A 20,936-nucleotide genomic window follows, 5' to 3' on the forward strand; every position below is an offset into this window, starting at 1 on the left:
ATATCTCCTGTTTATTCAACTGAAAAAAAACCAGATGCCGATCGTTAGAAAAAGAATGACACCTGCGAATAAAATTGTTTGTTTATCGTAAACGCTGCCCGAAGAAGTAAATTGAAGAATCGGATTTGCATGCCGGGATTTCAAAATTGCATTGAATAAGAACATCACCGACAAAGTGAACACAAAGAGCAATATTGCAAAATGGAGATAATTGATATTAATCAGGAACAAGAGAATTTCGTTCGTCACATAACCACCTCTGTTCATCGATTCGATTGCAAATCGAAACAAGCCGACAAGTTCACCTGTAGTCAATGCGAGGAAAATCGATTTAAAGTTGATATTTTTCACAAAAAGTGCAGCAATAAATACAGCAGTTATCGGTGCGCTTACATAAGCCTGCGTGCTCTGAAGAAATAGATAAATCTGGTTATTAACTATTTTTATAAATGGCAGAAGTACCAGTGTTAAAACTACCACAATAATAGTGGCCATTCTTCCCACAAGAACGAGAGTCCTTTCCGATGCATCCGGATGTGTCGATTTATAGAAGTCGATAGTATAAACAGCAGCTATGCTGTTAAATGCAGCCGACAAAGACGACATCATTGCACCAAAAAATCCAGCTATTATAAGTCCTTTTATTCCCGCAGGTATAATGTCGCTCACAAGGAGCGACGTGTAAGCATAATTTCCTTTCAATTCAGGATAGAGTACCACAGCAGTCATCCCCGGAATTACAAATAAGAAGATCGGCAAGATTTTAAGTAATCCTGCAAAGAGAGTACCCTTTCGTGCATCTTCAACTCTTCTTGCAGCGAGTATACGTTGTACAATGTAATTATCCGTGCACCAGTACCAGAAAGCAATAATAGGAGCTCCGAATAGAATGCCCGTCCAGGGGAATTCAGGGTCGTCCATCGGTTTGAACATCTGAAAATAGTCAGCTGGCAACTTTTGAAACAATTGCTCGACGCCACCGATTTCCTTCAATCCGATAAACGCAAAAATTGCGGATGTAATGAGGAATAAAATTCCTTGAAAAATTTGGGTTCTTATAACAGCCGAAAAACCTCCTATCAAAGTATAAATTCCGCTTGCCAGAATTATAATTATGGCAGAGGAAAACAAACTCCATCCCAGAACTGCATTAAAAAGGATTCCACCGGCAAAAAGTGTTACAAGAATTTTCGTAAAAATGTGCGAGAATATCGTTAGTCCTGCAAACAGTTTTCTATTTTTTTCTCCGTAAACAATTCCAAAAAATTGAGGTGAGGTAAGGACTTCTGACTTTTTATATAAAGGAGCCAGCATCCATCCCAGCAAAACCAGCAGGAAAATGGCAATCAATTCATATTGCCCCACAGCCAATCCTCTTTGCGAACCCGACTCAGCCAGTCCAATTAAATGTTCGCTCGAAATATTTGTAACAAACAACGAGAAACCAACTATTACCCAGTTTAAGCTACGGCCCGCCAGGAAATAATCGTCGACACCCTTATCTTTGAATTTTGAATAGAGACCAATAACAATAACTATTAGCAGATAGCCAATAATTATTATACCGTCATATATATTTATCACACCATTCATAGGGCATAACATCATTCAAATTAAATACCAATTTCAGTATGGGTTAAAACGCAATAGAAGCATCTTTTAAAACAGGGACGATCTGTCAATTATCATATTTATAATCAAGCGTTATTATAATAATAAGTCGATGGGATACTTTTTCCTGAATTGAACTTTTTGTTTTAGTCGATAATTGTTTTTGTTATAAACTCGTTTTTTGAAAAAATTTCTTTTAACTTAGTGTTCAAATTTCAATGAAAAACGGATGAGGTTTTAAAATGTTTGACGAGAACTACAAATTCACCGCAGTCGACCGCTTTTTGAAATACGTTAAAATCGAAACTACATCAAACGAAGAATCGACCACATTTCCGAGCGATAAGAAACAACTCGAACTTTCAAAGCTCTTGGTTGAAGAATTGAAAGATATTGGTATGCAAGACGTTGAAATGGACGAGTACGGTTATGTAATGGCTACTCTCCCTTCCAATATCGACAAAGACATACCGGTAATCGGATTTATTGCGCATGTCGATACTTCTCCAGCAGTAAGTGGAAAAGATGTTAAACCGGTGATTCATAAAAATTATCAGGGTGGAGATATTATTTTGCCAGGCGACACTACGAAAGTAATTAAAGCCGAAGAAAATCCAGAGTTGAAGAACATGATAGGCTTCGACATTATAACAAGCGATGGCGCAACACTTCTGGGTGCCGACGACAAAGCCGGCATTGCCGAAATAATAGATGCAATGAATTACTTAATTGAGCACCCAGAAATTAAACACGGCAAAATTAGGGTATGTTTTACTCCCGACGAAGAAGTGGGGCGAGGTACAGAAAAATTCGACGTTAAAAAATTCGGTGCAAATTACGCTTACACAATCGACGGCTCGACTCGTGGCGAAGTTGAAACCGAGACATTCAGCGCCGACGCTGTAGTTGTTAAATTCCACGGCAAAAATGTGCACCCCGGCTACGCAAAAAACAAAATGATAAATGCAATTAAAATTGCAGCCAATTTCATCGATATGCTGCCGAAAACATATCTCTCACCCGAGACCACTGAAAAACGGGAAGGCTACGTACACCCGACTTCCGTAACAGGCAATGAAACTGAAACAGTAGTAAAATTTATTATTCGCGATTTTGAAGCAGAGAAATTAGAAGAATATGAATCCCTCCTCAAAGAACTGGCAGAAAAAGCTGTTGCCAATTTTCCAGGTTCTTCATACGATTTTGAAGTAATTGAACAATACCGGAACATGAAATACATTTTGGACCAGCATCCACAGGTTGAAGCATACGCAATTGAAGCTTTGAATCGACTCGGCATAAAACCGATTAAATCTGCCATCAGAGGCGGTACAGACGGTGCACGCCTGAGTTATATGGGACTTCCTACTCCAAATCTTTTTGCTGGCGGACATAATTTTCACGCATATACAGAATATGTTGCCGTTCAGGATATTGAAGCCGCTGTCAAAATGATCGTTACACTTGCACAAATATGGGCAGAAAAATCGTAATTTTTGCTTGAACTGCCGCTGTCCGAACTCAGCGGCATTATTTTATAAATTACTACACACTTATGAAACAACTTAAGCGTGCAACTGACATAACTCTCGGGATAAATATTTTCCTGTTTCTAATCAAAGCAATTGTGGGAATATTGTCGAATTCAATTGCTGTAATTTCAGAAGCACTTAATTCATTTACAGATATTCTTGTTTCAATTGGAATTAAAATTGCAGTCAAAATTTCAAAAGACAAACCGGATTCAAAGCATCAATTTGGTCACAACGCCGCACAGCCAATTGCTGCTTTTATACTGGCGGTTTTCGCTTTTGTAGTAGGAATTAATATTGTCGAAGAATCGATCAAAAGATTGATAAAACCTCACCCGATCAACCCGATTCCAGAAGTTTATATAGTTCTTCTTGTCACAATTATTACAAAAATCATATTGAGCAGATATCAGATAAGTATCTGTAAAAAATACAAAAGTCCTGCAATCAAAGCAGCCTCGATAGACAGTATTAACGACGTACTTGCATCTTCAATTGCTTTAGTCGGATTTTGGGGCAGCGTTTACAATCTCGAATATTTTGATGGAATTGCAGGCATAATGGTTGCCATGTTCATTTTCAAATCCGGTTATGAAGTAGGCCGGGAAAATATCGATTACTTGATGGGGCGTTCGGCTCCCGCAGAATTTGACTCTCAACTGAGAAATATCACAATGCAAATTCATGGTGTCAAAGGGATAAACGAACTCCGTTCCCACTTCGTGGGCGATAAATATCACATCGAAATCCACATCGAGGTAGACAAGGATATTCCCACATCAATTTCTCACGACATCGGTAATAAAGTACGCCAGAGTCTCGAAGAGCTCGATGAAATTCAAAAGGTATTCGTTCATGTCGACCCCATATAAGTTGAATTTTTGTCGATAATTTTTGTTATTATTTGTGTCAATATTATGAAGTGTGAAAATTGAAAAAACTAACCTTATTGGAAGTACTAAATTCAAGCTGCGAGAAATACAGCAACAACACTGCCGTATCATACATCGATCAGCCTCCAATTACGTATCAAAAATTCAAAGAAAAAGTCGAAAATATTTCTGCGTATCTCAAATCAAACGGCATTATTGCAGGCGACAAGGTGGCCATATTGAGCGAGAATCAGCCTAACTGGGCTGTTACTTATTTTGCTATTACAACAATGGGCGCAATTGCCGTTCCGGTTATGACTGAATTCACCGCTTCGGAAGTACAACATGTACTCAGGCATTCAGAATCGAAAGCAATTTTTGTTTCGTCCAAACAGTTTTCTAAGATAGAAGATTTCGACAGTAATAATTTAACTCTCCGAATTTTAATTGACGATTTTTCGATAATACCGGCTAATACGAAAAGCGATCTACTCAAAGAAATATTGAAAAGCGGTAAAAGGGAATTTTCAAAAATTAAAGAAGCAGCTTTGAAATTCATTGGTTTATTATCTGACGAAGTGGAAGAGGAAAATCCCGCACTGATACTTTATACTTCGGGCACCACCGGCCATTCCAAAGGAGTTGTACTGACGCATAAAAATATTGTTTCAAATGCACTCGACACTTTATCGATCGTAGAAGTTACTTCGACAGACAGGCTGCTCTCAATTCTCCCCTTATTCCATACAATTGAATCGACATTGGGATTGGTAACGCCCTTCATCGCTGGAGCATCGATAACATATTTATCGAAACCACCAACAGCAGCAGTTCTGCTTCCTGCTCTTCAAAAAGTAAAACCGACTGTTATACTCGCCGTCCCTTTAATTATCGAAAAAATTTATAAGTTGAGAGTATTGCCCGAAATAAACAGAAAGATGATTACGAGGAAATTGTACGGCATATCATATTTCAGAAAAAAGATTAATTCAATTGCAGGTAAAAAATTGATGCAAACATTCGGTGGAAATTTGAAGATGTTATGTCTTGGTGGAGCGGCTCTTGCTGCAGACGTCGAGTTGTTCCTAAAAGAATCGCGGTTCCCTTATGCCGTAGGTTATGGCTTAACCGAAACTTCACCACTTGTAACCGGTACAAAACCGGAACTTGTTAAATTCAGGTCGGCTGGCAAAGCTCTTCCGAACGTAAGTATCAAAATTGACAATCCTGACCCGACAACAGGAGAAGGCGAAGTGCTGATCAAAGGCCCGAATGTGATGAAAGGTTATTTCAAAGATTTAGAAAAAACAAAAGAAGTGTTTACGGAAGATGGATGGTTCAGAAGTGGCGACCTCGGATTTATCGACGAGGAAGGTTATCTCTTTATTAAAGGTCGTTCTAAAAATGTAATTATCGGTCCAAACGGAAAAAACATTTATCCCGAAGAAATCGAATCACTAATAAACGAATCGACTTATGTGCTGGAATCGCTTGTTGTCGAAAATAATGGTCAATTGATAGCGCGTGTCTTTCTTAACTACGACGTTATCGATAAAGAAACTAAAGACATGGACGACTCTCAATCGCGACAATTCATTCAGAAATTATTGAATGACATTTTAACAAACGTTAATTTGCGCGTTAATAAATTTTCACAATTAAATAAAATTATAGAGCAACTGGAACCATTTGAAAAAACACCTACTCAAAAAATCAAAAGATATCTCTACACATAATAGAAACTATTTTAATTTGTCAATGTATTAATACCAAATAATTCGGACTATTCAATGAAAAAATTAACTCTGTTACTCAGTTTTATATTGCTTGTCGGCTCTGTCAACGCACAAAATTTAGAAGAAGTAATTAAGAAAAACCATTCAATCGATTCATCGAGAGTAATTCTTCCGGAAGAAACAAATGCAAGAGTCGCTCAGGTAATAACAAGAATTCTCAGCCGTTACCACTTTCGCAAAGAGCCACTTTCAGATACTCTTTCATCCCTCATATTCGACCAGTACATAAAAAATCTGGACAATTCTAAACTCTATTTTCTAAAAAAAGAGATAAATCAATTTGAGAAATATCGTCACGAATTCGACAACTATCTTGAGACAGGCGATCTGACAGTTCCATTTGAAATATTCAATCTCTATAAAAAAAGATTAGGTGAACGCGTAAAATACGTTGAAAAAATTCTCCAGCACGAATTCGATTTCACTGAAGATGAATACTTTCAACCCGATAGAGATAGCGCTGAGTGGGCTGAAACAGAAGAAGAATTAGACGAGTTATGGAGACTTCGTTTAAAAAACGACGCATTGAATTTAATCCTATCGGGTAAAAACTGGGAGGGTGCAGTTGATGTTTTGTTGAAGCGTTACCGGAACTATCACAAAATCATTCTTCAATACGAATCCGAAGACGTGTTTTCCGTCTTCATGAATTCAGTAACTCAGGTTTACGATCCGCATTCAGATTACTTATCGCCTTCGGCTTCTGATAATTTCGATATCAGTATGAAGCTTTCGCTCGAAGGAATTGGCGCTACTCTTCGCCAGGATTATGATTATACAGTAGTAGTTAGCATTGTGCCTGGTGGTCCTGCAGATAAAAGCGGTCAACTGCATGCTGAGGATAAAATAATCGGAGTGGCTCAGGGCGAAGATGGTGAAATGGTCGATGTTGTTGGCTGGCGCCTCGATGATGTAATTAAATTAATACGCGGTAAGAAAGGTACACTGGTGCGTCTATCGATTCTTAAGGCTGAAGACGGAAGCAATGCGCAACCCACAGAAATTAAAATTGTGCGCGACGAAGTTAAACTCGAAGAGCAGGCTGCCAAAAGTGAAATTATTAACATCGAAGAAGATGGATCGAATTTCAAACTGGGCGTTATTAAACTTCCATCATTTTATAGCGACTTCGAAGCACAACAGAAAGGATTGCAAGATTACCGAAGTACTACACGCGACGTTAAAAAAATACTCGATGAATTTAAGAAAGAAAAAGTAGACGGTGTAATTCTCGATTTAAGAAATAACGGTGGTGGTTCCCTTCAGGAAGCAATTAATCTTACGGGTTTATTTATAAAAGCTGGTCCAGTGGTTCAGGTAAAAAATATTATGAACATAGTCGAGGTAAACAGCGATCGCGATTCGGCAATTTATTACGATGGTCCTCTGGCAGTACTTGTCAATCGATTCAGCGCATCGGCTTCCGAGATTCTATCGGGTGCAATTCAGGACTACGGGCGCGGGCTTGTAATAGGAGAAAATACTTTCGGCAAGGGCACCGTTCAAAACTTGCTCGACTTGAACAGCCAAATTCCGATTAAAGACAAAAAACTGGGCAAACTGAAATTAACAATTGCCAAGTTTTATCGCATTACAGGCAATTCTACTCAAAACAAAGGTGTCGAACCTGATATCAATTTCCCATCTCTATACGAATCAAAAGAATTCGGCGAAAGCGCTTACGACAGAGCGTTACCGTACGACACAATCAATCCCCTGCCATACGACCCGTACGATAATTTGACGAGTTTAATTCCGCTTCTGGAAGAAAAACACGAAAAGCGTGCACAAAATGACCCGGAATATCAATTCCTCCTCGATGATATAAGGGAATTCAAAAAGAAAAGAGAAAAGAAACTTTTTACTTTGAATCTTGAAGAAAGAAAAGCTGAAAAAGAAAAAGCCGACGCCGAGAAAAAAAGAAGGGACGAAGAGAAAGCAAAATTACTTGGCATCGATATTAAAGAAAAGGACGAAACTTCTTCAAAAGACTCATGGATTAAAGACTACGAATTGAAAGAAACCGGCAGAATTTTAGCAGACTTTATATTAACCAAAGTAGGTTAACATGTGCGCTTTCCCGATACTAATTCTAATCTATTGACTAATATCGGGAGAGCGCTTTATCATATCAATTTAATTCATTTCTATTGCACATCTATTAAAAATATTTAAAAGAATTTAAATTCCTTAAAAAACATTTCATCAAGCATTTCGTTTTTCGTTCGTTTTAACTCAATTCACTACGGCACGTCTTTTGTAATCATACCTATCTATGATTGACGATCAATACATACAACTCTCTTTAATACTGTTGTACATTCTAATGGTTGCAGTATTGTGCCGAATGCTAATAAAAATCGGTAAAAAATAACTACGGAAAAATTGTTATGACAAAAACCAAATTGCTTTTTATTTTACTATTATTTACTTATCCTCTTGCCGCTCAATCCTACGATTCAAATCTCGAAAATCTAATCGAACGGGCAATACGGGTAAGCCCCAAACTGAAAATGCTGCGTGTCAAACAAAACATATCGGAATCAAAAATACCACAGGTTTCCAATCTGCCTGACCCGATGCTTACATTCGGAGCTATGAATCTTCCGGTTAATTCATTTAAATTCTCACAGGAACCGATGACGTCTAAAATAATCGGACTGAGTCAAGCCGTACCTTTCCCGGGCAAATTAAACGCAGCAGAAAGAGTGCAGGCACAGGACGTGGAAATTAATCAGCAGGAAATTGACGATGCAATAAATGAAATCATCAACGAAGTCCAAAAATATTATTACGACCTTCGATTCTATCGCGAAGCCATCCGCATTGCAAATAAGAGCAAAAATCTGCTCGCTCAAATTGCCGAGGTAGTTAGAACAAAATATGCCGTTTCGAAAGCCAGTCAACAAAACCTGATACAAATTGAAGTGGAGATAACAAAAATCAACGACAAAATCGAAGAGTTGAAAAGTATGGAGAACTCTGCTCTAACTGCGTTAAATTCGCTGTTGTTAAAAGAACCCACATCTCCAATCGAAACGGACACTATTCCTGACATTAAACATTTAAGAATCGATTTTAACAAATTGGTTGAAATTGCCAGAGAAAACAGACCTTTTTTAAAAGGAATTCTTCTGGCAAAAGAAAAATCTGAACTAATGGAAAAATTGTCTGAATATGAATTCTATCCGAACTTCAACTTTGCAATTCAATATTCGCAACGCGATAAACTTGCGCCGTCAAATATTGCATTAAACGATTTTCTGTCTTTTGTAGTCGGTCTGAATATTCCCCTCGATTACGGCGGAAAGAAATCCTCTAAAGTAGAAGAAGCGAAATTAATGCAACAACTTTATACCGATCAGTACAATCTCGCACTTCAAACTCTCTATAAAAATTTCGGTAATTCGTTAGCAAGACTAAACGAGTTCAAAGAAAGAGAAAAATTGATCGAAGACGGATTGCTACCACAAGCAATTCAATCGTTAAATGCGGCAGTTGCAAATTATCAGGTTGGCGAAATTGATTTTATCAACGTACTCGACGCACAAAATAAAGTTTATGAAATTGAAACCAATCTCTGCAGAATAAGAACTAATTTCTTTAAGGAAATATCGCAACTCGAATTTTTAATCGGCAAAAGAATCAATAAGGAGCAATTCTGATGAACAAGAAAACAATTATAATCGTATTAATTGCGCTTGGAATATCAGCTGCCGGATATTTTCTGTTTGCAACAAAAGAGAGTATTCAAATAACGGGAAATAAAACGGAGATGAAACAACTATGGACCTGCGGAATGCATCCTGAGATAATTATGGAAGAGCCGGGCAACTGCCCGATATGCGGAATGAAATTAGTCCCCAAAAAAGGAACGGGCAAAACGACTGGCGAAAGGAAAATTCTCTATTGGCGCGCTCCGATGGACCCGAACGAAATTTATGACCATCCCGGCAAATCGAAAATGGGCATGGAACTGGTTCCGGTTTATGAAGACGAAGCTGGTTCATCAGGTATTGTTACAATAGACCCCGCCGTCGTTCAGAACATGAACGTTAAGACCGAAAAAGTAAAATCGATGAAACTCTCGAACATAGTCGTTACAAACGGAATTCTTACTACAAACGAGCAAACCGATTATATTGTGACGACAAGGGTCAACGGATGGATTGATAAACTATATATTAATTACACAGGACAAAAAGTAAACAAAGGCGACAGGTTAATGGACATCTATTCGCCCGAACTTGTTGCAGCTCAGCAGGAATTATTATCCGCAATCGCATATAAAAAAGCCGTAAGCAATACCGACATTAATGACATCCTTGATAGCGGGGATATGCTCATCAAGAATGCAATCAGGAAATTACAGCTTCTGGAAATATCCGACTCCGACATAAAAAAACTCATAGAGACAAAAGAAGTTAAAACCTATGCAACTCTTTACGCTCAAAAAAACGGAACCGTAATTTCAAAGAATATACTTGAGGGACAAAAAGTTATGCCCGGGATGCCGTTGCTGCACATTTCGGACCTTTCGCTTTTGTGGTTGACTGCCGATATATACGAATACGAACTTTCAAAAATTCAGTTAGGCTCAAAAGCTGAGATCCGTTTTAATTTTTTGCCGGATAAAACATTTACAGGTAAAATAAGCTTTATCTATCCGACTGTAGAACCCAAAACAAGAACAGCAAAACTTAGAATTGATATCCCAAATAAAAACGACTTGTTAAAACCCGCAATGCTTGCAAATGTCACAATATACGGCAAGGACCTGGGTGTTAAACCCGTAGTTCCCGAAAATGCAGTAATTCGCAGCGGCAAAAAAGATATTGTTATTATTGCACTGGGAGAAGGTAAATTCAAACCGCAGGAGATAAAACTCGGAGGATATTCAGACGGTTATTATCAGGTTCTCCATGGTTTAACCGAAGGAACTACAATTGTTACATCTGCTCAGTTCCTCATCGATTCGGAAAGCAATCTTCGAGCGGCAGTAAATCAATTTACTTCCGGAACTTCCGAAGAAATCAATTCTTCACATGATACCACAACTTCTCACAATATGAAGAGCGACGCTGTACACAATTTTCACTCGAATGATAATTTGAAAAATGTCGATATAAAGAACGAGAAGAAGACCGAATCGATCATTCGGGAAGGCATTATTGATTTAACTGCAATCGACAAGAACAAAGACGGGAAAGTATATCAGGATTTAATGGACTGGAACGTAATCTCGGACGAACCGGGGAGATGCCCGATTTGTAATATGTATTTATCCGAAGTAACAATCAGAGAAGCTAAACAAAATTTAATCGAACACGGTTTCCAGGTTAAGTAAATAAGGAGCTTCTGATGTATACCGATGAAAAACAAAAAGAAGGTTTAATTGCCAAATTAATAGAATGGTCTTCGAATAATAAGTTTCTTGTTATTCTTTTCACTGTGGCTCTAATCTTAGGAGGAGTTTGGTCTATAGTAAACACCAAAATAGACGCCCTTCCCGATTTGAGCGACGTTCAGGTAATTATCTATACCGAATACCCCGGACAGGGTCCACGCATCGTTGAAGATCAAGTAACTTATCCACTTACAACAAAAATGCTTTCAGTGCCTTATGCTAAGGACGTACGCGGATATTCATTTTTCGGATTCTCGATGGTGTATATAATATTTGAAGACGGCACCGACATTTATTGGGCAAGAAGCAGAGTATTAGAATATCTTTCTAGTCTCAGCAATACACTGCCTCAAGGAGTTTCACCTCAATTAGGACCCGATGCTACAGGCCTCGGCTGGGTCTATCAGTATGTTCTTAATTCCGATAAAAGAAGTCTACAGGAACTCAGGTCGATACAGGACTTTTTCCTCAAATACGAACTTTCGTCGATACCGGGCGTCTCAGAAGTTGCAAGCATTGGTGGATATGTTAAACAGTACCAGGTTAATGTAGACCCGACAAAACTTGCTGCTTATAATATCCCACTCCAAAAAATTAGAACGGCTATACAGAGAAGTAATAATGACGTAGGTGGCAGACTAATTGAAATGGGCGAAACCGAATTTATGGTAAGAGGTTTAGGCTATATAAAAAGTATTGACGACCTTAAAAATATTTCGATAGGAGTATCGCCCAACACAGGAACGCCTGTTTACCTCAAAGATGTAGCTACAATTAATATTGGTCCGGAACTACGAAGAGGGCTTGCTGACTGGAACGGTGAAGGAGAAACTGTAGGAGGAATAATTGTACTCCGCTATGGCGAAGATGCGCTTACTGTAATCAACAGAGTAAAAGAACGACTCGAAGAGTTAAAAAAATCTTTGCCCGATGATGTTAAAATCGAAACTGCATACGACCGTTCATCGCTAATCTACAGCGCCATTGACAATCTAAAAGGGAAATTGCTGGAAGAAACACTTATTGTTGCCCTAGTTATAATTGCTTTTCTTCTTCATATCCGCAGTTCATTCGTAGCTATATTTACATTACCCACTGCTGTTCTACTCTCTTTTATAATTATGAAATTACAGGGTATCAATGCCAATATAATGTCGCTTGGTGGTATTGCAATTGCCATAGGAGCAATGGTAGATGCTTCGATTGTACTAGTAGAAAATGCTGCCAAACATCTATCAGAAGAATACGACAAGCCGCCAGAAAAACAAAGACCACACTGGAAAATAATTGCCGATTCTGCTAAAGAGGTGGGTCCTTCTATCTTTTATTCTCTTTTAGTAATTACCATCTCATTTCTGCCAGTCTTTACGCTTGAACAGCAAGAAGGAAGATTATTTAAGCCGCTGGCATTTACCAAAACTTATGCAATGGCAGGGGCGGCAATTTTAGCAGTTACTATTGTTCCAATTTTGCTCGGCTATTTTGTGCGTGGGCGAATGCGTAAGGAAGAAGATAATCCGATTACGAAAATCCTAATCAAAATTTATCATCCTATTGTAGACTTTGTTATACGTAAAAGATGGTGGGTAATATCGACTGCATTAATATTAATTTTACTTACAATTTATCCTTATTCAAAATTAGGTTCCGAATTCATGCCGCCTTTATATGAGGGCGACTTGCTCTATATGCCCACAACTTTACCAGGAATATCAATAACGAAAGCTCGCGAGCTATTACAACAGACCGATAAAATTATCAAGTCGTTTCCAGAAGTAGAATCAGTATTTGGTAAAATTGGACGAGCCGAAACTGCAACAGATCCCGCACCACTTACGATGATAGAAACAACAATCAGGTTAAAACCACAGAATCAATGGCGAAAAGGGATGACTCCCGATAAATTGATAGAAGAACTTAACACAGCCATACAAATTCCCGGACTAACAAATGCCTGGACTATGCCTATCAAAACACGCATTGATATGTTATCAACTGGCTTTAAAACACCTGTAGGAATTAAAGTGGCTGGACCCGACTTAAATAAACTTGAAGAGATTGGAAAAAAAATAGAATCGATCGCCAGAACGATACCAGGAACTCGTTCTGTTTATGCCGAAAGATCTGTAGGAGGTAATTATATTGACTTCAAAATAGATCGAAATTCTATTGCACGCTATGGGCTCTCGGTGGCTGATGTCCAAGACGTTTTTATGTCGGCTGTAGGCGGAATGAATATAACAAAAACTGTCGAAGGTCTCGAAAGATACCCGGTAAATCTTCGCTATTTGAGAGACTATCGTGAAAATATCGAAGCTTTAAGACGAGTTCTTGTTCCTCTCCCCTCTGGAGGAAACGTCCCACTAGAAGAACTGGGCCAAATTGAAATTAAAAAGGGACCGGCAAGTATAAAATCCGAAAATGCACGACCCAACACCTGGGTTTATATTGACTTGAATCAAGATGCCGATATAGGTACTTATATTAAACAAGCAAAAGAAATACTCGGGAAAAAATTACAATTGCCAGCAGATTACTCGATAAAATGGTCGGGACAATATGAGTACATGGAAAGGTCGTCTAGACACTTGATGATGGTAGTGCCGCTTACGCTTTTAATTGTTATCGTGCTTTTGTATATGAATACTAAATCAGCCTGGAAAACTGGAGTGGTCTTACTGGCACTTCCTTTTTCGATGGTTGGAGCTATCTGGTACTTGTACCTCGCAGGTTATAATTTGAGCGTTGCTGTTTGGGTGGGCATTATAGCGCTGCTGGGAGTAGACGCCGAAACTGGCGTTATAATGTTGCTATATCTCGATCTGGCGTATGAAAAATATAAAAAGGAAGGAATGATGAATTCACTTACCGACCTTAGAAATTCGATCTTTGAAGGGGCCGTCAAAAGAATTCGTCCCAAAATGATGACGGTGCTTACAACACTGCTTGGCTTGTTGCCAATTATCATTGGCATTGGTACCGGCTCAGACGTTATGAAAAGAATTGCCGCACCGATGGTCGGTGGAATTATCACGAGCATGATAATGGAATTGACAGTTTATCCAGCTATCTACTATTCAATCAAGAAAAGAGAAATTATCAAAAACAATCTTACATATCTGTCAAATGATTGATAATAATTTCATAATGAAAGAGTTATCTTTTGGTATAATTTTAAAGCGCCTGTTCGCAAAGTCAAATTTTTAAAACAGCGTATAAAATTAATTTTTTAAGAATATTGCTTTATAAAATGTTATCGGCTAATTTTGCTGCCCGTTTATATCCTTGCGCAGAAGCCGTAAACGTTGTTCAGGAATTTTTTGTTATTTAGAATAAAATTATTCTGGGATAAATCGGTTGCGTATAATAAAGTAAATTATCAATTAACAAATATAAAAAGGAGTAAATTATGAAAACCCTCAAATCAGCTTTGATTATTTTAATAACGGTATATACAATGGGCATTCAAGCTCAGGATAAAAAGGAGAATCACGAAGCAAAATGTCAAATGATGGTCGAAAAGATCCAAAAGACCGACGCAAACATGGATGGTAAAGTATTTGCCTGTCCAAAATGTGAAGTTTATCAGGATGAAGCCGAAAAGTGTTCTAAATGCGGAGGCGAATTGCACGAAATGACTGTCGACGAATTGCACAAGGCAATTTGTGCAAAAGATGAAGCTCACCATCATAAAATGGAAATGAAGTCTGCTAAGGACTTGGATAAAAATAAAGATGGTAAAGTATTCCAGTGTAATATGTGCGCCAATGAAATTTCGGACGCGGCCGGCGAATGTCCTGCATGCGGTATGAAATTAACGGAAGTTTCTGTTGAGAAAGCTCAACAAAACCTGAGCAGGTCAAAAGAAAAGATCGAAATGAAAAAGAAAGAAGCAAAATAATTGAGAGAAAGCCCGTCACAATCAAGAGTGACGGGCTTTTTAACAACCACATACGTTAGACATTCTAACAGAAATTATAAATTTTGTTTTATCATATTCGCTGTCAAAGATGTTTTTTAATAAAGAAAATATTTTATTTGCCTCACCTTTTACTAAAGTCGACATTTCGCCTATCTTAAATTCAAGATCGCTTTTTCTTATAATTTCAAGAACACGTTCAACATCGGCGATGTAATCTTCAGAACCAAGAGGTATAAATGCAATTTCGCAAGTCATAATTTTTTCTTCCATAACGCTGCAATGAATCCTGGTTTGTTTTTATTTGAATAAATTTTTTCTTTTTCAAGAGATGGTTCGTTTTCGTCAGGTGGAGTATATAATGTTTCTTTAATATCAATCAGTTCGCCAGTATGAATCGAGCGGATTTCGTCGATACCAAGTAATCTGGCATATTTAAAAACTGTGTTTTCCTTGAAGTAATTCGACTGATAAAGTTCACCCCAGTTGCTATTTTTATTTATAAATCCGATTACAATTTTACCGCCGGGTTTAACAACTCTGAATATTTCATTGACTCCTTTTTGCCAATTATCAAAAAATTCAACCGCAGCCACGCAAACAGCCGCATCAAAAAGATCGTCCTCAAAAGGCAATTTGGTAACATCGGCAAATAAAAAATTCACTTTTAAATTACGATATCGAGCTTTTTCAATGGCAATGTCAATCATTTTTTTAGAATTATCTACACCTGTTACATTGCAGCCCAATGCAGCTAATTCGAGCGAATAATTACCCGTGCCGCAACCGACATCGATTATACTTTCACCCTTTGTCGCATTAAGGAGCGAAAAGATGGCTCGTCTTTCAAGACGATCAACAAAATTGCCCAGCGGCGTTTCGTACCATTGGTCGTAATTATCCGCTTCTGTATCAAATATTGCCATTTGATTTCTATCCTAGATATAAATAAATATTCTATCTTTTTGATTCATCTTATTCTCGCACAATAAACAAGGATAAACTAAATGAATTAGCAAACGCGTAAACCAAACAAAATCGTTAATTTAATCGATAAACAAATTACGTCATTAAATACTACAAAAAATTTCTAAAAATCTCCGCTTTTACAATAGTACTCTTGTAAAATCATTAAGTGAACCGACATCTTCGCATCGGTTCATGAAATAGTAATCTTTTTGAGTTACGTATGAATTCTTATAATTTATTTGACGAAGTGTAAACCATTATGTGTATCGAGTTTTTCTTCTGCAATGTCGATAATCACCAGTTTGAAATTTTTATTGCTTTTTTATTTGGGAGCAATAAATTACAATTTCATTAATTATTCAGACTGCCTCATTTTTCCTGTCTTTCCCAGAGCTGCTTTCGACTCAATTTTGTAAACATGTAAATCGATTAATCCTGTTTCAATTTCACACAATCAGCTTTAAATACAAACAAGACAAACTATTAGTAACCTTTGAACGTATTATATAATTCAAGTTCTTTTACTTATTGTATTCATTCAGAGCAAGTTTTTCGAGTTCACGTTTTAATTCCTTTGGCAATATTACTGTATCGTAATACTTACCGTCTTTTCCTTTTTCGTTTGGAGCGGATACAAACAGCCCATTCGACCCGCTAACGAGACGGAACCCTTTTATAACAATTTCTTCATCTGTTTGAATATCGAAAAAGGCAGCAGTTTTACCTCCGCTTTGAACCTTATTCATTCTTACTATTTTCATTTTTGCTCCTAATTATGATGATTAATTATTTATAAGAAAGGATAAAAACTTGAAGCGAGTTAACAAGTAGCTTCATATTGTACCATCTGCCCTTCTTTTGCAAATCAAGATAATTATTTTTTTAATTTTTGTCTACATAATTACAAATGTAAGAGAGTATTTAATCAAACATACTGAATAAAAGGAGAATTAGAGTTAGTGAATTGATTTTAAGCAATTTTAATTTCTGGCGCCCCTGAATTTTAAAAAAAAGAAGACATAGTTACTTGTAAAATAATTTTAGATGACTGCCCTTTATGGTACATATCCGCTTATGAAAAGTGCATTTAATACACATTTTTGGTGTGTTAGAATGCTACAATTTCATTATGTCAGACTTTCTTTAGAAAAAGAAATCATACGTAAGTAATTTCAAAATTCTCTTCCGTAGTGTTCGTCAATATCGATGTATGTGTTAGGAAGATAAGGAATATCCTCGTCCGTTTCTTCATCGTAATAATAATGATAGTCGTTGGGAGTATACATATCATCGATTCTTTGATTCATATATTCAATAGCGTTCCTTACATTAGTTTCTTCGTCGCCACTGTCTAACATTTCTTTAATTCTGTCGTTTACAGGGAAAATTCTTCGCATATTAAATTTTGATACATCTTGATCCCTTCGGGAGTGTATTTCTTAAATAGTGGTAAAAGTAACTCCCAGTATCCACCTACATATTTGTAAACACCTGTTCCGTCTTCACTTTTAATCCAGGTATTTAATAAATTATTTAACTGCTTGATAACGTAATCAGACATTTTTACCTCGATTTTTGTGGGGAGTAAATTTATAAGTTTTTGTATTTAGACTGCAAATTTTGAAGGGCAAATAATTTTTTTTTCACAAATGCTATTTGTTTACTTTGATTATTACTTCTTTATTGATATGCCAGCTTTTGTTTGCTTTATCTTTCAGACTTTAATTCAAACTACTTTCCTTTTAATAACACACTTTTTGTCTACACTACATCTTATCACTTCGAATGTCGTTTTTATATAAATTCCAGAATCGTGTACTTCTGAGCTATTCATTTTCACAATAGTTTTTCACAATAGTTATATTAATTCCCTTCTTAAGTGACTCGTCGGACCACCCAATTTTCGGAGTTCGTCCCGCTCTTTAAGCGGGACGAACGACGACCCCCGCCATAGGCGTGGACAATTCTACTATACCTGTCCGACTCTGACGGACCTGCCCGACTAAGACGGATTCGATTAATCCCGTCATTACATGACTCGTCGGACCTTTCGATTTTCGGAGTGAGTCCCGCTCTTTAAGCGGGACGAACGACGACCCCCGCCGTTGGCGGGGGCAATTCTATTATACCTGTCCGACTCTGACGGACTCGCCCGTCTTTGACGGGGTTCGATTAAGACCATGAGGAATATATAGAAGAGACGCTGCAATATCTGAAATTTCAATTCTACTATAGTTCGATTAATCCCGCCGTTGGCGGGACGACTCGTCACGTCGTTACGTGACTCGTCGGACCTTTCGATTTTCGGAGTGAGTCTCGCTCCTTAAGCGGTATGAACGACGACCCCCGCCATAGGCGGGGCAATTCTATTATACCTGTCCGACTCTGACGGACCTGCCCGTCTTTGACGGGGTTCGATTAAGACAAACCCGAAGATGCACAAAATGCATACCACATTTTCGCCCGTCTTTGACGGGGTTCGATTAAGACTCCCTAAATATCCTCATTTTTAGTTTATTTTGCAAACATTTTTTTTACTTTTTGTCGTCGTCCTATAATAATGTAAAAATCCCAGGGGGTCGACGACTTTATATAATTCAACTAAATTCCATTCATAACTTCTCGTAAATTTTAATCTAAATAAAAGAATCAATCTCATTTTTCTCAACCCCAATTATCCCCCTCTCATGATAATTCTGGGCGTCAAATCGGTAATAAATTACGCTATCATTTTTATCGTTGATAATTTCCTTTATACCATGCTTCAAAATTTCAAATTCGCTCTCTGTAATTTCTCCTTCAAAAACTGAATTTTGTACCCAGTTTAAATAACGCCGTAGGTATTTCATCAATTTTGTTCCCCTTTTGGGAGCTGCATCGTATACTACAATGACATACATCTTACCACCATATAGTAAATGGTTTATATTCCTTTTCACCTAATATGTGCTTTATTAATTTATAGCATTCTAACCTAATCAAATGCCGATAACTTACACTCCTTTTAAGCTGCCTATGTTTAATAGTGGTTTTTAATCTTTCGTCAAATTCTTTAAGATATATTTTTCTTCCTTCGTCTATTAAATAGCACTGATTGAGTTCTTTACTGAAATGTTTTTCCTGAATTTGATTTTTATTAAGCAAAGAAAAAATAATTCTGTCTGCCAGTAAAGGCTTGAATACTTCGGCTATATCCAGTGCCAGTGAAAATCTTCTTTCTCCAGATTCATGTAGATAACTTATCAATGGATTTAACTGCGTCCGATAGATTTCACCCAATACAACCGTATAAACCAACGCATTCCCGAAAGATATTAGTGCATTTATTGGATTTGTAGGCGGGTGCTTTTCTCTCTTTGTAAAATTAATCGTAGGATTAATTATTAAATTCCAGGACATATAATATTCTGACCTTAAATTCCCTTCAATTCCCATAAGCTCCTGAATATCGTTACAATCGGGGATTCTACGAATTGTTTCGTCGGCCTTTTCAATAAAATATGAAAGATCTTTATCACGGCTGTTGTAATACTGCAAATTCTTTTTAATATTTTCTGCCGCACCCAGAATAAATTTTTTAGCAATATTCAATCGTTCATTTCTGTCAATATGCTTTTTAACCTGTTCTACCAATAGTTTACCCGACAGGTACGGCTCGCGCGGATAAAACGACGAGGTATAATATCCGTAATAATTAAAAAGATGTAGTATAATTTCTTTTTGCGCAAGGAAGTTTAGAAATTTAGTATTGAATTTTAATTCACCATAGCAATAGATCGAATCGATATCTTCTACAGGTATCGGTTTACGGGGCAACTTTACCGGTTCTCTTTCTTCGATTTCCTTTTCAGTTATAGATTCGTCTTCTACTTCGATCTCATCTGAATGACTATCTTCTTCCGCCTCTGACAATTCGCCTGGTTCAAAATATAACGTATTGTCTTTGCGGATTAATTTGCCACTGCTGAAGATGTAGTAGTTTCGTTTCATTTTTCTTTCGATGATTATTTAAGATTGCAAGATTATTGAATATTCATTTGGTGTAATTAAATTTTAAATGGTGCTTTGATTTTTTTTATCATTATAAGTTTTTAAATATTTTATAAAATTAAAATTTGGCAAGTCAGTTAAATCGTAAATTGATTTTACAAAAGCCCTTGCATCTTGTCACACTTTCAATTCCTCAAATGCTCTAACCATTTACCCTTAACATATTTTTTATAAAATTTGTAACAATTCAACAATCCAGTAATTTTATAATCGTATAATCACCCGAATTTTGTAATCTTGTTAATCTTGTAATTTTTTAATTCATTAATCACACATAGCACAAATCATAATATGCGCACTGTTTGCAAAATGGCTTATTGATAATATCAGGTGGAGCGCTCCGTTCTATTATTTTTCTTACATCTTCTCGAATTTCTTTAAGTTTCTTTCTGTCGTCGTCACTCAATTCTACTCTTATTCTCTGCTTTAGCTTGGGATAATCGATTTCTCCTGTAATGTTACTAATGCCCCTTTTCTCAAGTACATAAATATAGAATTTGACCTGCCATATGTGAGTTTCTTCCATTTTATCTGACTTTTTTACTTCATGTATGGTTTTAGTCTTGGCGTCATAAAAGTCCAGTACAATATCATCTTCATCGTCGGAAATGTGTATCTCGTGTTTTTCGCGTTGATATGTAGAATCAGAGATGAACTTACCAATAGCAACAGAGTCACTCGTTTGTTCCATTTCGATATTACGAGAGAAAAGCCATAGTTTACGAGGACAAAGGAAATAATAAGATATTTGTGTACCTGTCATTAATGACCTTTAAAAAT

17 protein-coding genes are annotated in these 20,936 nt (G+C 37.1%); 8 read left to right on the forward strand and 9 right to left on the reverse strand.

Annotation, left to right across the window (positions count from 1 at the left end; all coding sequences use genetic code 11):
- Nucleotides 1–15: 15 nt before the first annotated feature.
- Complete coding sequence (locus ACUN8G_RS02585; RefSeq protein ID WP_437345556.1) at nt 16–1,593, reverse strand: sodium:solute symporter family transporter; 1,578 nt, start codon at nt 1,591–1,593, stop codon at nt 16–18.
- A gap of 260 nt (nt 1,594–1,853) precedes the next feature.
- Between ACUN8G_RS02585 and pepT the strand changes: the two genes are divergently transcribed.
- The 8 genes from pepT (at nt 1,854) to ACUN8G_RS02625 (ending at nt 15,119) form a co-directional block, all read left to right on the forward strand.
- On the forward strand, nt 1,854–3,104 hold the full coding sequence (gene pepT, locus ACUN8G_RS02590; protein WP_437345557.1) for a peptidase T: 1,251 nt from the start codon (nt 1,854–1,856) through the stop codon (nt 3,102–3,104).
- Nucleotides 3,105–3,166: 62 nt separating this feature from the next.
- Nucleotides 3,167–4,015: a cation diffusion facilitator family transporter gene (locus ACUN8G_RS02595; RefSeq protein ID WP_437345558.1), complete on the forward strand. Its 849-nt coding sequence runs from the start codon at nt 3,167–3,169 to the stop codon at nt 4,013–4,015.
- Nucleotides 4,016–4,074: 59 nt separating this feature from the next.
- Nucleotides 4,075–5,751 carry an AMP-binding protein gene (locus ACUN8G_RS02600; protein WP_437345559.1) on the forward strand — a complete coding sequence of 559 codons (1,677 nt, stop codon included), beginning with the start codon at nt 4,075–4,077 and terminating at the stop codon, nt 5,749–5,751.
- A gap of 54 nt (nt 5,752–5,805) precedes the next feature.
- Complete coding sequence (locus tag ACUN8G_RS02605) at nt 5,806–7,878, forward strand: carboxy terminal-processing peptidase (protein WP_437345560.1); 2,073 nt, start codon at nt 5,806–5,808, stop codon at nt 7,876–7,878.
- Nucleotides 7,879–8,201: 323 nt separating this feature from the next.
- A complete protein-coding gene (locus tag ACUN8G_RS02610) occupies nt 8,202–9,476 on the forward strand; it encodes a TolC family protein (protein WP_437345561.1) in 1,275 nt (424 codons plus the stop codon).
- Nucleotides 9,476–11,158, forward strand: coding sequence for an efflux RND transporter periplasmic adaptor subunit (locus ACUN8G_RS02615; protein WP_437345562.1), 1,683 nt, complete (start codon nt 9,476–9,478; stop codon nt 11,156–11,158). The genes ACUN8G_RS02610 and ACUN8G_RS02615 overlap by 1 nt, the downstream gene beginning before the upstream one ends.
- 14 nt (nt 11,159–11,172) lie before the next feature.
- Nucleotides 11,173–14,352 (forward strand): efflux RND transporter permease subunit, encoded by a 3,180-nt coding sequence (locus ACUN8G_RS02620; RefSeq protein WP_445480894.1) that lies wholly within the window; start codon nt 11,173–11,175, stop codon nt 14,350–14,352.
- A 275-nt stretch (nt 14,353–14,627) separates the two neighbouring features.
- Nucleotides 14,628–15,119: a heavy metal-binding domain-containing protein gene (locus tag ACUN8G_RS02625; RefSeq protein ID WP_437345564.1), complete on the forward strand. Its 492-nt coding sequence runs from the start codon at nt 14,628–14,630 to the stop codon at nt 15,117–15,119.
- A gap of 39 nt (nt 15,120–15,158) precedes the next feature.
- On the opposite strand, the gene ACUN8G_RS02630 is transcribed toward ACUN8G_RS02625, so the two are convergent.
- The 8 genes from ACUN8G_RS02630 to cas4 all read right to left on the reverse strand — a co-directional run bounded on the left by ACUN8G_RS02630 (nt 15,159) and on the right by cas4 (nt 20,919).
- Entirely contained in the window at nt 15,159–15,395 is a 237-nt protein-coding gene (locus ACUN8G_RS02630) for a YkoF family thiamine/hydroxymethylpyrimidine-binding protein (protein ID WP_437345565.1), read from the reverse strand.
- Nucleotides 15,392–16,063: a class I SAM-dependent methyltransferase gene (locus ACUN8G_RS02635; protein ID WP_437345566.1), complete on the reverse strand. Its 672-nt coding sequence runs from the start codon at nt 16,061–16,063 to the stop codon at nt 15,392–15,394. Before ACUN8G_RS02635 ends, ACUN8G_RS02630 begins: the two co-directional genes overlap by 4 nt.
- Before the next feature lie 564 nt (nt 16,064–16,627).
- Nucleotides 16,628–16,867 (reverse strand): septation protein SpoVG family protein, encoded by a 240-nt coding sequence (locus tag ACUN8G_RS02640; protein ID WP_437345567.1) that lies wholly within the window; start codon nt 16,865–16,867, stop codon nt 16,628–16,630.
- Nucleotides 16,868–17,278: 411 nt separating this feature from the next.
- Nucleotides 17,279–17,503: a hypothetical protein gene (locus ACUN8G_RS02645; RefSeq protein WP_437345568.1), complete on the reverse strand. Its 225-nt coding sequence runs from the start codon at nt 17,501–17,503 to the stop codon at nt 17,279–17,281.
- Complete coding sequence (locus ACUN8G_RS02650; protein WP_437345569.1) at nt 17,482–17,667, reverse strand: hypothetical protein; 186 nt, start codon at nt 17,665–17,667, stop codon at nt 17,482–17,484. The genes ACUN8G_RS02645 and ACUN8G_RS02650 overlap by 22 nt, the downstream gene beginning before the upstream one ends.
- 1,075 nt (nt 17,668–18,742) lie before the next feature.
- Entirely contained in the window at nt 18,743–19,006 is a 264-nt protein-coding gene (cas2, locus tag ACUN8G_RS02655; RefSeq protein WP_437345570.1) for a CRISPR-associated endonuclease Cas2, read from the reverse strand.
- Between the two features lies 1 nt (nt 19,007).
- Nucleotides 19,008–20,096 carry a type I-B CRISPR-associated endonuclease Cas1b gene (gene cas1b / locus ACUN8G_RS02660; protein WP_437345571.1) on the reverse strand — a complete coding sequence of 363 codons (1,089 nt, stop codon included), beginning with the start codon at nt 20,094–20,096 and terminating at the stop codon, nt 19,008–19,010.
- 328 nt (nt 20,097–20,424) lie between these two features.
- A complete protein-coding gene (cas4, locus tag ACUN8G_RS02665) occupies nt 20,425–20,919 on the reverse strand; it encodes a CRISPR-associated protein Cas4 (RefSeq protein WP_437345572.1) in 495 nt (164 codons plus the stop codon).
- Nucleotides 20,920–20,936 lie beyond the last annotated feature (17 nt).

It is taken from the genome of Melioribacter sulfuriphilus, assembly GCF_052656625.1.